9 protein-coding genes and 2 pseudogenes are annotated in these 13,661 nt (G+C 66.1%); all 11 read right to left on the reverse strand.

The window, feature by feature from the left end:
- Positions 1 to 1,672: pseudogene (gene recN, locus ACVILL_RS02035) on the reverse strand (DNA repair protein RecN).
- Positions 1,673 to 1,685: 13 nt separating this feature from the next.
- The gene (locus ACVILL_RS02040; RefSeq protein ID WP_456727611.1) at positions 1,686 to 2,594 is read right to left on the reverse strand and encodes an outer membrane protein assembly factor BamD; all 909 of its coding nucleotides are present in this window, start codon (positions 2,592 to 2,594) and stop codon (positions 1,686 to 1,688) included.
- Positions 2,595 to 2,838: 244 nt separating this feature from the next.
- On the reverse strand, positions 2,839 to 3,801 hold the full coding sequence (gene lpxC, locus ACVILL_RS02045) for a UDP-3-O-acyl-N-acetylglucosamine deacetylase (protein WP_456727612.1): 963 nt from the start codon (positions 3,799 to 3,801) through the stop codon (positions 2,839 to 2,841).
- 349 nt (positions 3,802 to 4,150) lie between these two features.
- A complete protein-coding gene (gene ftsZ, locus ACVILL_RS02050) occupies positions 4,151 to 5,941 on the reverse strand; it encodes a cell division protein FtsZ (RefSeq protein ID WP_456727613.1) in 1,791 nt (596 codons plus the stop codon).
- A gap of 89 nt (positions 5,942 to 6,030) precedes the next feature.
- Positions 6,031 to 7,347: a cell division protein FtsA gene (gene ftsA / locus ACVILL_RS02055; protein WP_456727614.1), complete on the reverse strand. Its 1,317-nt coding sequence runs from the start codon at positions 7,345 to 7,347 to the stop codon at positions 6,031 to 6,033.
- Positions 7,344 to 8,351 carry a cell division protein FtsQ/DivIB gene (locus ACVILL_RS02060; protein ID WP_456727615.1) on the reverse strand — a complete coding sequence of 336 codons (1,008 nt, stop codon included), beginning with the start codon at positions 8,349 to 8,351 and terminating at the stop codon, positions 7,344 to 7,346. Before ACVILL_RS02060 ends, ftsA begins: the two co-directional genes overlap by 4 nt.
- A pseudogene (locus tag ACVILL_RS02065) lies at positions 8,291 to 8,586 on the reverse strand (D-alanine--D-alanine ligase); the annotation flags it as partial. The pseudogene ACVILL_RS02065 and the gene ACVILL_RS02060, both read right to left, overlap by 61 nt.
- A gap of 98 nt (positions 8,587 to 8,684) precedes the next feature.
- Entirely contained in the window at positions 8,685 to 9,671 is a 987-nt protein-coding gene (locus ACVILL_RS02070; RefSeq protein ID WP_456727616.1) for a D-alanine--D-alanine ligase family protein, read from the reverse strand.
- Positions 9,672 to 9,799: 128 nt separating this feature from the next.
- Positions 9,800 to 10,720, reverse strand: coding sequence for a UDP-N-acetylmuramate dehydrogenase (gene murB / locus ACVILL_RS02075; protein WP_456727617.1), 921 nt, complete (start codon positions 10,718 to 10,720; stop codon positions 9,800 to 9,802).
- A gap of 256 nt (positions 10,721 to 10,976) precedes the next feature.
- Positions 10,977 to 12,380, reverse strand: a complete 1,404-nt coding sequence (gene murC, locus ACVILL_RS02080; protein ID WP_456727618.1) for a UDP-N-acetylmuramate--L-alanine ligase — start codon at positions 12,378 to 12,380, stop codon at positions 10,977 to 10,979.
- A gap of 119 nt (positions 12,381 to 12,499) precedes the next feature.
- A complete protein-coding gene (murG, locus tag ACVILL_RS02085; RefSeq protein ID WP_456727619.1) occupies positions 12,500 to 13,600 on the reverse strand; it encodes an undecaprenyldiphospho-muramoylpentapeptide beta-N-acetylglucosaminyltransferase in 1,101 nt (366 codons plus the stop codon).
- Positions 13,601 to 13,661: the final 61 nt, after the last annotated feature.

Here is a 13,661-nt window from a genome sequence, read left to right on the forward strand (position 1 = left end):
CTAACTCGCCGCCCGCAGCAGGCGTTCCGCGGCCGCCCTCGCCTCGGCGGTGATCTCGGCGCCGGCCAGCATGCGCGCGATCTCCTCGCGGCGGTGGTCGGCGGCGAGCGCGTTGACGCGGGTGGCGACCCGCTTGCCCTTGTCGAGCGCATCCTTGGAGATCAGAAGATGCTGGCTGGCGCGGGCCGCGACCTGCGGCGCGTGCGTCACCGCCATCACCTGCACCTTGCCGGCGAGCCGCGCCAGCCGCGATCCGATGGCGTCCGCCACCGCACCGCCGACGCCGGTGTCGATTTCGTCAAACACCAAGGTCGGTGCCGAGCCGCGATCGGCCAGCACGACCTTCAGCGCCAGCAGGAAGCGCGACAGCTCGCCGCCGGAGGCGACCTTCATCATCGGACCCGGCTTGGTGCCCGGATTGGTCTGGACCCAGAACTCGACGCGATCGATGCCCTGCGGCCCCGGCGAGGCTGCGTTGCCCTCGACCTGCGTGATGAATTTGGCGCGCTCGAGCTTGAGCGGCGCGAGCTCGGCATTGACGGCCCTGTTGAGCTTTTCGGCCGCCTTGCTGCGCGCCGCCGACAATTTTGCCGCAGCAGCCGCGTAGCGCTGGTCGGCTTCAGCGGCGGCGGCCTCCAGCTTCTTCAATTGGTCGGCGCCGGCATCGATCAGCGCGACGTCATTGGCGTATTGCGTCGCCAGCGCGGCCAGCAGATCCACCGGCGTCGAATATTTGCGCGAGGCGGCGCGCAGCGCGAACAGCCGCTCCTCGATGCGCTCGAGCTCGGCCGGATCGAAATCGGTCGCCGCCAGCGCGGCGTTGAGATGCTGGTCGGCCTCTTCCAGCGCATTGATCGCAACATCGATCGCCTTGACCGCCGGCTCGATCAGTCCGGGCGCATTGGCGGCACGCCGCTCCAGCCGACGCACCGCGGCCGACAGCGCCGACACCGGCGAATGCGGGCCGCCGATCGCCTCCTGCGCCTCGCGCAGATCGGTCGCGACCTTCTCGCCCCTGCATCATGGTGGTGCGCCGGTTGGCGAGCTCGGTCTCCTCGCCCTCCTTCGGCGCCAGCGTCTTCAGCTCCTGGGAGGCATGGCGCAGATAGTCGGCCTCGCGCGCGGCGCGCTCCATCCCGGCGCGATGCTCGTCGAGGGCGGCATTGGCGGTTCGCCTGAAGCCCCACAGCGCTTCCAGCGCCGTGACGTCCTTCTCGTGGCCGGCGAAGGCGTCGAGCAGCTGGCGATGGGTCGAGGCATCGACCAAAGCGCGCTCGTCATGCTGGCCGTGGATTTCGACCAGCGCGGCGCCGACCGCCTTCAGGGTCTGCACGCTGATCGCCTGGTCGTTGATGAAGGCGCGGGTGCGGCCGTCGGCGAGCTGCACGCGGCGGAGAATCATTTCACCGGTGTCGTCGAGGCCGTTCTCGGCCAGTATCCTGGCCGTCGGATGCCCCTTGGGGACATCGAACATGGCGGTCACCTGCCCCTGCTCGGCGCCATGGCGCACCAGTCCGGCATCGCCGCGGCCGCCGAGCGCCAGCGCAAAGGCATCGAGCAGGATGGATTTGCCGGCGCCGGTTTCGCCGGTCAGCACCGCCAGGCCACGGGAAAATTCGATATCGAGCCGTTCGATCAGGACGATGTCACGGATCGACAGACGCGCCAGCATGCGAGGACAATTCCTAGCCGAGACCTATCTTCTTGAAGGTCCTGCTGATCCAGGATCCCTGATTCTCGCTCGGCTCGAGACCGCCGGACTTTACTAGATTATACGCGTCCTTGTACCAGCGGCTGTCTGGAAAATTGTGGCCGAGCACCGCGGCCGCGGTCTGCGCCTCGCCGACGATGCCGATCGCCATATAGGCCTCGGTGAGCCGGTAGAGCGCCTCTTCGACGTGGCGCGTGGTCTGGTACTGCGTCACCACGGTCTTGAAGCGGTTGATCGCGGCGGTGTAGTCGCGCTTCTCGACATAATAGCGCCCGACCGCCATTTCCTTGCCGGCGAGCTGGTCGCGCGCGGCCTGGATCTTGGATTTGGCCTGGGTGGCGTATTCCGAGGTCGGATATTTGCGCACCACCTCTTCGAGCGCCGCGATCGCCTTCTCGGTGCGGCTCTGGTCGCGCGAGATGTCCGGGATCTGGTCGAAATGCGATGCCGCGATCAGATACTGGGCGTAGGACGCGTCCGGGCTGCCGGGATGCAGCGTGACGTAGCGGGTGGCGGAGCCGATGCAGCTGTCGTAGTCGCCCGCCTGGTAGTACGAATAGGCCGACATCAGAAGCGACTTGCGCGCCCAATCCGAATACGGGTGCTGACGGTCGACTTCCTCGAACTTCTTCGAAGCGGCCTTCAGGTCCTTCTTCTCGTTCATCATGTACAAGCCCTCATTGTAGAGCTTGTCCGCGGGCTCATCGACGAACGTATCGTCCTTGGCCATGAACTTGTCCCACAGCGCGCCGGTGCCGCAGCCGCTGAGCGGCATCGCCAGCACGATCAGGCCCGCCGCAAAGCGCAGCGTGCGCGCGGCCTTGGTCAGGCCGGAGACGTCAGAAGATTCGCGTGGTTTGAGCGCCATACGCATTGCCGACATGAATTGTAAAACCTGACGCCTTTGATGCGGTTAACGGCGACCCCACTCCACCCATGAACCGCAGCCATGGATGCAATAATTCCCGTGCCATTGGCTGCCTCACTCGCAACCGCAGGCTTGTTTAACCGAAAAATGACCGTGGACCAACCGAATACGGAGCCAATCCGCCCGGAATAAGGCGACCCGACGTTGCGCACAGCCTGCTGTGGTTATTACGGAAATCGGGCCCGACCGCCTGCGGCGATCAGGACACGTCCGGGCCGTAGGCCGGGGCGACCAGACCACCCACCGTGCCCGCACCGGCTTCGACATGGCCGCGGACCGGCCGCCGAGCGGTTTCCGATTCGACCACCCGCCAGGCGCTGCGGTCGGCCAGCAGCGCCTTCAGCACCGCGTTGTTGAGCTTGTGACCGCCCCGCACCGAACGGTAGCTGCCGAGCAGCGGCAGGCCGGCCAGCGCGAGATCGCCGATCACGTCGAGCACCTTGTGGCGGGCGCACTCATTGGCGTAGCGCAGGCCCTCGGCATTGAGCAGGCGGGCCTCGTCGAACACCACGGTGTTGTCAAAGGAGGCGCCGAGCGCGAAGCCCGCGCCCCACAGCCGCGCCACGTCATTCATGCAGCCGAACGTACGGGCGCGCGCGACGTCGCGGCGGAAGCCTTCCGGCGACAGGTCGAAGGAGAAAGTCTGGTGACCGATCACCTTGTTGGTGAAATCGATTTCGACTTCGGCGCGGAACCCGCCGGCGAACGGACGCAACTCGCCCATCGCATCGCCGATCTTGACCTGCACCGGCTTCAGCACCTGGATGAAGCGGCGAACGCCGGGCTGGGTCACGATGCCGGCCTGATCGATGGCCGCAACGAACGCCGCAGCGCTGCCGTCCATGATCGGAACTTCCGCTCCGTCGATTTCGATGGTGGCGTTGTCGACGCCCATGCCGCGCAGCGCGGCGAGAACATGCTCCGCGGTCGAAACCAGCGGCCCCTCGCGGTCACCCAGCACCGTCGCAAATTCCGTTGCGATCACAGCATCGGCGGTGGCGGTAACTTCGCGATCGGCACCGTCGAGACCGGTGCGGACAAAAATATAACCTGCATCAACAGGTGCAGGTCCCAGCGTGAGACTGACAGGAAGACCGGAATGAACGCCTACGCCAGTCACGGTGGCTTGCGACCGAAGCGTTGTTTGACGGCTGAACTTCATTCGATAATGCCCACTACCCGACTTCGCTCAATTCGAGAGGCCAAATTTCCCCAAGGCCGACTCGCTTGAGCTCCCCAAGTCACGGCAGACCATAGTGATTTCCTAAACCGCGCCAACTCACGCTTCTTTACCGATTGTTACCCCATCTCCGCCGCATTCACGCCCAAGGTTAACCAAATTGCGGCATCGAAAACGGCCCTCGGCCGGTGGCCATCTGACCACCGAAAGAATAATTAATCATTTAAAATCAGTCGCTTGTTTGCTGAGCGCAACCGCCATCCCGGCAATAGGAAAAGGCCCCAGCGGTTCCCCGCCGGGGCCTTCATCGTCGCCAATGTTGTAACAAACTTCAGTTGGCCTGCCGCCTCAGGAAGGCCGGGATATCAAGATGGTCGTCGCCCTGTGGCGCCGGGGCAACAGGCGCTTGGCGGCCATGGGCATCCAATCCCTGCGGTGCCGGGCGCTTCGCATATTCCGATACCGGCGATTCGTTCGCCGAGATCTGCTGGGCGACGCTGCGGGCCGGCTTGCGTTCGGGCAGCGGCGGCATCGTCGGCATCGCCGGACCGGAGGAACGGGCCGCGATCGGCGGCTCGGTCTCTTCGTCGCGGCGGCCGAGGCCGACATTGGCCAGCCGCTGCAGCAGCGACAGCCGGGTCTTCTGTGGATGTTCCACCTCGCCGTCACCGCTGGCCTGGCGAATTTCGGCCTGCGCCGGCATCGGCAAATCCTCGAACTTCGGCATCCGCGGGGCACGGACCGGCGACCGCTCGGCCGCCTGCGGAATGAAGGTCTCGGGCGGCATCGGCTCGTGATGCTCGGCCTTGGCCGCCTCGTGGTCCGGGAACAGCGAAGGCTTCTGGGCGATCGGGCGCACGGTGACATCGCCGTAGGAGGCTGGCTGCATCGGCGCCTGGGCAACCGGTGCGCTGTCCGGGGCAACCGCGGCGGCGATCGCCGCCAGCGCCGCGCGCTCGACGGCCGGGCGCCCCTGGGGCGCGGCGGCCTGCGGCGCGATCGGAGCGACGGTCACGCCGGTTGGCGGTTCCACCTTCTGGGCGCGCTCGGCCATGCGCTGATTGTCGGCACGCAGGCGGGCGGTCAGATCGGCCAGCCGGCTCTCCGGCGAACCGCCGGACTGCTGCGCGGGAGCCTGGGCGCGGGACGCGATCGCGGCCTGCTCGATACCGGTCGCGACCACCGAGACGCGAATGACGCCGTCGAGCGATTCGTCGAAGGTGGCGCCGACGATGATGTTGGCGTCGGCATCGACTTCCTCGCGGATACGGGTCGCGGCTTCGTCGACCTCGAACAGAGTGAGGTCCTTGCCGCCCGTGATCGAGATCAACAGGCCGCGGGCGCCCTTCATCGACGAGTCGTCGATCAGCGGGTTGGCGATCGCAGCTTCGGCGGCGGTCAGCGCGCGCTTCTCGCCGGTGGCCTCGCCGGTGCCCATCATCGCCTTGCCCATCTCGCGCATCACGGCGCGGACGTCGGCGAAGTCGAGGTTGATCAGGCCTTCCTTGACCATCAGGTCGGTGATGCAGGCGACGCCCGAATACAGCACCTGGTCGGCCATCGCGAACGCGTCGGCGAAGGTGGTCTTCTCGTTGGCGACCCGGAACAGGTTCTGGTTCGGGATGATCAGCAGCGTGTCGACCACCTTGTGGAGCTCGGAAATGCCGTGCTCGGCAGTGCGCATGCGGCGCTGGCCTTCGAAGTGGAACGGCTTCGTCACCACGCCGACGGTGAGGATTCCCATCTCGCGGGCGGCCTTGGCGATCACGGGCGCAGCGCCCGTGCCAGTGCCGCCACCCATGCCGGCGGTGACGAACACCATGTTGGCGCCGGTAAGATGATCGCGCAGCTCGTCCATCACCTCCTGCGCGGCCGCGGCACCGACATCGGGCTGCGAACCGGCGCCGAGGCCCTGGGTGACCTGGGTGCCCATCTGAATGATGCGCTGCGCCTTCGACATGGTCAGCGCCTGCGCGTCGGTGTTGGCGACGACGAAGTCGACGCCCTGCAACCCGGCGGTGATCATGTTGTTGACGGCATTACCACCCGCGCCGCCGACGCCGAAGACGGTGATCCGCGGTTTCAGCTCGCTGATGTCAGGGGGGGTCAGATTGAGTGCCATGGTTGCCTCTCTCGATTATGCGCGCGTTGGTTCGTCCCCGCCGCTGGCCGCGGGAGCTGGTGAAAATGCAATGAGCCGGGGTGCGGTCATCAGAAGCCCTCGCGAAGCCATCGTCCGACCTTTCCGAAGTAACCGTCTGTCCCTGTCCTGAGCTGCCGCGTGCGCCGCGGTTCGACATGTTCAAGGTGAGCGTATTGCGGATAGACCAGCAGGCCCGTCGGCACCGAGAACGAGGCGCCCTTCGCCTCGTTCGGCAGCCGCCCGAAGCCGAGCGGACGGCCGATGCGGACCTGACGGTTCAGGATGCGGGTGGCGAGCTCGACGGTGCCGGTGAGCTGCGACGCGCCGCCGCTCAGCACGACGCGCGCCCTCGGCTCTGCCGCAAAGGGGGAATCCGCGAGCCGGTCACGGATCATTTCGAAAATCTCCTCGGCGCGATGCCGGACAATGTTCGCGATCGTGGCGCGGGACACGATCTGCGGTGTGTCCCGATCATCGCCTGCATTGGGAACGGACATCAGCTCGCGCGAGTCCGAGCCGCCGGTCAGCACTGTGCCGTATAAAGTCTTGATTCGCTCGGCATCCGCAATGCACGCGCCGATGCCGCGCGCGAGATCCATCGTGATGTGTAGCCCGCCGAGCGCAAATCCGGATGCGTGCACGAGACGCCCGCCGGAGTAAGTTGCGATCGTCGTCGAGCCCGCGCCCATCTCGACGACGGCAGCGCCCAGATCCGCCTCGTCGTCGGTCAGGACCGACAGGCCCGCGACATAGGGGCTCGACGCCATGGCTTCGACGTTGAGATGGCAGCGCTCGACCACCAGCATCAGGTTCTTGGCGACGGTCGCATCCGACGTCACGACGTTCATGTCGACGCCGAACTGACGCGCCACCATGCCTTTGGGATCGCGGATGCCCTTGACGCCGTCGAGCGCGTAGCCGACCGGCAGCGCGTGCAGCACGGTGCGGCCGGCGCCTGCGGCGTGGCGCATGCCGGCCGAGGTGATCCGGCTGATATCATCAGAGGTCACCGAGCCGCCGCGGATATCGGCTGCGGCTTCGACCAGTTGGCCATGCTGCCTGCCGCCGGAGACCGACAGCAGCACGGATTCGACACGGACCTTGGCCATGCGCTCGGCCAGTGCCACGGCATGGCGCACCGCCTTCTCGCATTCGGCGAGATCGACGACCGAGCCGGCCTTGACGCCGCGCGACTGGATCTGGCTGTAGCCGATCAACTCGACCGCGTGGGTGCGGCCGCGCAGCGCCTCGTTAGGCGGCGACGGCCTGAGCCGCGCGATCATGCAGGCGATCTTGCTGGAGCCGACGTCGAGCGAAGCCACCATCGCGGTGCGCTTCTGCATCGGACGGGTCTTCGGGGTCAAATTGCGATCGAGGCCGGTCATGCGGAGTCACCCGGCTTCTTCTTGGACTTCTTGTCCTTGAACAGTTCGTCGCGCGCCTTGCCGGCTTCCTCGGACAATTGCACGATCAGGCGATCGGGCAGGCGCATGTCGACGGCGACAATGTCGCGCGTGAACAGCTTCTCGTCCTTGTCGAGCTTGGACAGCGCAGCAAGCGCGTTGCCGACGTCGTTCTCGGGCAGGCGGATGTCGAGACCGTCCTTCAGGCGCAGGTTCCAGCGCCGCTCGCCGATGAAGATCGCGGCTTTGGTCACCGAGCGCACCTGCGGGTAGCGATCGAGCAGCGCCAGGAAGTCCTGGGCGCGGGTGTCTGCGCCCTTCCCCACCACCAGCGGCAGGTTAAGGAAGCGGCGCGTGACGTAGGGTTCGAGGACCGCGCCGTCGGAGGCGATCACCGACAGGCGACCGTTCTGCTGCCACAGCGCGAAGGCGGTGCGCTCGACGATGTCGATCTGCAGCCGGCCCGGATAGAGCTTGAGGATCGTGGCGTCGGCGATCCAGGGATTGGCCTTCAGCTTGGCGCGCACGGTATCGGCATCGAGGAACAGCAGCGAGGAGCGGCCGTTGACGCCGCCGATCGCAAGCACCTCGTCCTGGCTCAGCTGCTTGCGGCCGTTGATGCCGACGGTGGTGATGCGGAAACCCGCGGCATTGGCCAGCGCGTTGCGGGTGTCGCTGAGCGCGGTGGTGAATTCCTCGACATGGCCGCCCCGGACGATGCCGAAGCCCAGGCTGCCGAACAGGATCGCGAGCGTCGCGACCAGGCCGATACGGCGCGGCAGATAGCGTTCGACCAGCAGGACGTAGCGGTTCGGCGGCTCGCGATCGATCACCTGCGGCCGCCTCGCGGGAGCCCGCCTGCGGCGCGCCAGATGGGCGCCGATATACTCGCGCAGCAGCACCGCCGCTCCAATAGCGGCTGCCCTCAGGTCAGCTTGAGGCCCCAGCGATCGCAGCGATCGAGTGAGGCGTCCTGCACCGTCCATTGCACGAGCTCGTCACATGTTGTGCCCGCAAACCCCGCGGGTCCCGGCACAACTCACGTCTCGGCTAGACCGGTTGGGATTAGAGTGGCCCCCTGTTCCCTGGTTGCGATCCTCGAAGCGGAAATCCGCGACAGCTCACGCCCCGGCAGCCAAGCGCTACATGCGCCGCCAGCGTTAACCTTCGGGCTTCCTGGTAAACAAACAGTAAATGAGTTCGGCCTGGAGCGTGTTTTGATCAACGCTATGAGTACTTTGCCGCGAACCCGTTAGCATTTTAGCAACAGCGCCCGGGTTCCATCCGGCCGAATCGGGCGGGTTCCATCCCGATCGGCCTTAACTCCTGACGCGGCGGCGGGCGAGCTCGATCTGGTCATTGAGGAAGTCGGCAAAGGCGATGCCCTGTGCTTTCAAGGCCTTAGGGTACAGTGATGCCGCGGTCAGCCCCGGCAGCGTGTTGGTCTCGAGATAGACCGGGCCATTGGCCGAGACGATGAAATCGCTGCGCGAGTAGCCGGTGCAGGACAGCGCGCGGTGCGCGCGCAACGCATGGTCCATGATCGCGGCGCTGACCTCGGGCGCGAAGCGGCCGGGACAAATCTCCTGCGTCGACTTCAGAAGGTACTTGGCTGTGTAGTCGAATCCCCCCTCCGCCGGCACGATCTCGATCGGCGGCAGCGCGAACACCGTGCCGTCGGACTGCTCGAGCACGCCGCAGGTCGCCTCCGCGCCCGACACGAACGGCTCGATCAGATACTCTTCGTGCTTCGCCGCATTGCGGACCGCGACGAAATCCTGCCTGGCGTTGACGAAGATCAGCCCGTAGCTCGATCCATCCTTGGCGGGCTTTGCGATCAGCTTGCCGTACTTCGCAAAGGCATCGTCGATCTGCTCTACGGTGATGCCCTGCGGCGCATTGAGACCTGCGATCGCAGCGAAGCGTTTCGCCGACGGCTTGTCGAACGCCAGATGCGACGACGCCGAGCCGGAGCCGGTGAACGCGACGCCGCGCATCTCGCACATCGCCTGCAATTCGCCATTCTCGGCACGGCCGCCGTGCAAACCGAACACCAGCACGCGCCGCTCGGCGCTTGCCTTGTCGAGCGCCTGGTCGAGCGCGATGCCGCGACCGTCGGGCTTGAAATCGACCTCGAACGGGCGTTCGTGGCCAAGCAGCTTTTCGGACGTCACCGCATGCACGGTGTCGTCGACGTCCCAGAACCAGAGATCGGCCTCAGGCAGCGCGCGGTGCAGCGCCTGCGCGCTCGCCACCGAGACCAGTCGCTCCTTGTTGGTGCCGCCGAACAGAATGGTTACCTGCATCAGCTCTACTCTATCCTGTCATTCCGGGATGGTCCGAAGGACCAGACCGCAGATGCGCAATTGCGCATCGGGGAATTTCGTTTCATTACCTCTGGATTCCGGGTTCGCTGCGCGCCCCGGAATGACGACTATGAAGAGACCCCGATCCGCTTGATTTCCCAGTGCAGCTCGATTCCGCTGGTCTGCTTCACGCGCTCCCGCACCGTCTCGCCGAGGGTCTCGATGTCGTGCCCGGTGGCGTTGCCGGTGTTGATCAGGAAATTGCAGTGCATCTCCGACACCTGCGCGCCGCCGACCTTGAGGCCGCGGCAGCCGGCGGCATCGATCAGCTTCCAGGCGCTGTTGCCGGGCGGATTCTTGAAGGTCGAGCCGCCGGTCTTCTCGCGGATCGGCTGCGCGGTCTCGCGATGGGTCTGCACCTCGGTCATGCGGGCACGGATCGCCTCAGGATCGGTGATCCTGCCGCGGAAGCGCGCCGAGGTGAAGACAACAGACGGATCGACGCCGCTGTTGCGATAGACGAACTTCATGTCGGCATTGTCGAACGTATGCATCGTTCCGTCGCGACCGATGCCGGTGGCCTCCACCAGCACATCCTTGGTCTCGCCGCCATTGGCGCCGGCATTCATGCGCAGCGCGCCGCCGACCGTGCCGGGAATGCCGAACAAGAATTCCATGCCGCCAATACCAGCCGCCGCCGCGGTCTCTGCTACGCGCTTGTCGAGCGCCGCGGCACCCGCAGTGACGACATCGCCGTCAGCACTGGCCTCGCCGAACGCACGGGGCGCGAGCCGGATCACGACACCCGGCATGCCGCCATCGCGCACGATCAGATTGGAGCCGACGCCGACGACATAGACCGGCAGTTCGTGCGGCAGGTGCTTCAGGAAGTATGCGAGATCATCTTCATCGGCCGGCGTGAACAGCACCTGCGCGGGACCGCCCACGCGAAACCAGGTCAGCTCCGCCAGCGACTGGTTGGCCAGCAGCCGCCCGCGCAGCTCCGGCATCGCGGCTTTCAGGTCGGGCGTGACGTCGGGAAAGGTCATGATGCGCTAGTCGATGGGCGAACTTGATTGAGAGAACGTCGCATTGCTTTTTCGGCCATCGCCCTCCCCAACCCTCCCCCCAAGGGGGGAGGGAGCCTGACCAATGTGCTCACCTTACCGCGAGTCACAACTGTGCTCTGCCCCCTTGAAGGAGTCAGGAAGGCACCGGCGGATGGGTTCCCTCCCCCCTTGCGGGGGAGGGTTAGGGAGAGGGGTGAGCCGCACGGGCGGTGTTCGTCGCGAGCGAGCAACACCATCACTCCAGCGCCTTCAATTCGCCGGGCAGCGCGTAGGCCCATTGCGTGATGTTGCCGGCGCCGAGGCAGACGACGAGGTCGCCGGATTTGGCGAGGCCGTGCACGATCGTCGCGAGCTCGCCGGCATTCGGCAGCGGCACAACATTGCGATGTCCGTGCGCACGAAGCCCGGCGGCGAAATGATCGCGGTCGATGCCTGCGATCGGCGCCTCGCCGGCCGGATAGACCTCGGCGACCACGACCGCATCGGCGTCGTTGAAGCAGGTGCAGAACTCCTCGAACAGCGATTGCAGCCGGGTGAAGCGATGCGGCTGCACCACGGCGACGATCTTGCCATTGGTGGATTCCCGCGCCGCCTTCAGCACCGCCGCGATCTCGACCGGATGATGGCCGTAATCGTCGATCACGGTAACGCCGTTGGTCTCGCCGGTCTTCGTAAAACGCCGCTTGACGCCGCCGAAGCCGGCCATGGCCTGCCGGATGACGTCGTCGGACACGCCGAGCTCATGCGCGACCGCGATCGCCGCCGTCGCGTTCGACGCATTGTGGCGCCCCGGCATCGGCAGCATGATATCGGCGATCTCATGGATCGTGCCGGACTTGCGATCGCGGATCGCGACCTTGAATTTCGAGCCGCCGCCCATCGGCGTCAGATCCAGGAGCTGCGCATCGGCCTGCGGGTTCTGCCCGTAGGTGATGATGCGGCGATCCTCGATTTTTCCGACAAGAGTTTGCACCACAGGATGATCGGTGCACATCACGGCAAAGCCGTAGAATGGAACGTTCTCGACGAAATTGCGGAATGCATCCTGGATCGCCTCGAAGGTCTTGAAGTGATCGAGATGCTCGGGGTCGATGTTGGTGACGATGACGACGTCGGACGGCAGCTTGAGGAAGGTGCCGTCGCTCTCGTCGGCCTCGACCACCATCCAGTCGCCGGCGCCAAGCCGCGCGTTGGAGCCATAGGCATTGATGATGCCGCCGTTGATGACGGTCGGATCGAGCCCGCCGGCGTCGAGCAGGGTCGCGACCATCGTGGTCGTGGTGGTCTTGCCATGGGTGCCGGCGATCGCAACGCAGCTCTTCAGCCGCATCAGTTCCGCCAGCATCTCGGCGCGCCGCACCACCGGAATGCGCCGCGCGCGCGACGCCATCAGTTCGGGATTGTCGCGCTTGATCGCAGTCGAGACCACGACGACATCGGCGCCATCGACATTCTCGGCGGTGTGTCCGACCGAGACCTTGGCACCCTTCTTGCGCAGCCGGTCGAGGTTGTAATTGTCAGACGCGTCGGAGCCCTGCACGGTGTAGCCGAGATTGATCAGCACCTCGGCGATGCCGCTCATGCCGATGCCGCCGATCCCGACGAAGTGAATGGGTCCGATCTCGCGCGGCAGTCTCATGTTGCTAGCACCTTCATCGTGTCCGGCTCACCCGGCAATCCTCCGACTTATGAAAGACTGATATGGCCGGGACAAGCCCGGCCATGGCCTCCCATGGCCGAAAATTCCTCGAAAGCGGCCTAAATTCCTGCCACTTTCGCCACCAGATCGGCGAGCCGCTCGGCGGCATCGAGCCGGCCGACGCCGCGCGCGGCCTCCGCCATCGCGGTCAATTTCGCGGGCTCCGCGGCGAAGGCCGAGATTTCGGCCGCCAGCCATTCGGGCGTGAAGTCGCCCTGTTTGATGCGGAGTGCGCCGCCCGCCTCCGACAGCACGCCGGCATTGGCGAACTGATCCTGATCGATCGCGCCCGGCAGCGGCACCAGGATCGAGGGCCGGCCGATCGCGGCGAGCTCGGCCACTGTGCCCGCACCGGAGCGCGAGATCACGAGTTGGCTCGACGCCAGCCGCGCCGGCAAATCCGGGAAGAACGGCGCGAGCTCGGCATTGACCTTGAGCCGGTCGTAAACTTCGCGCACCCGATTCATGTCCTCTTCGCGCACCTGCTGGGTGATGATCAGCCGGCTCCACAGCGCGGGATCGAGTTTCTCGACCGCCGGCGGCACCATGTCGCTCATCACCCGCGCGCCCTGGCTGCCGCCGACGACGAGCAGGCGCAGGGGCCCGTCGACCTCGGGCGCCGTGTATTTCACCGCAGCAGCCGCGAGGATCGCCGGGCGCATCGGCGTGCCGACTGTGGTTGCCTTGCCGGCGAGCGCGGGATCTCGATCGAGCACGCCGGGCAGCGAGGTCGCGATCGCACTGACGCGGCCGGAGAGGAAACGGTTGGCGCGGCCGAGCACCGCGTTGGCATCGTGGATGATGCCGGGAACGCCGAGCATCCGTGCCGCCATCAGCGGCGGCAGGGTCGGGTAACCGCCGAAGCCGACGACGGCCGCGGGCTTCAGCCGGCGCACCAGGTTGGCGGCAACCAGCGTGCCGTAGCCGAGCATCAGCACGGTCTGCGCCAGCGAGATCGGATTGCGGCTGCGCACCGTCGCGCTCGGCACGAGGTCAATGCTTTCCCGGCCGAACAGGCCGGAATAGCGCAGCGCGCGGCCGTCGGTGGCGAGCCGGACGCGCAGGCCACGCCTGATCAATTCCACGGCGAGCGCTTCGGCCGGGAACAGATGGCCGCCGGTGCCACCGGCCGCCAGCAGAATCAGGGGCGCGTTGTCCATGTTCGCCTTTTACATCGTCATTGCGAGCGAAGCGAAGCAATCCATAGCGCCGCAAAGCGGA

The organism is Bradyrhizobium sp. USDA 3364 (assembly GCF_054056355.1).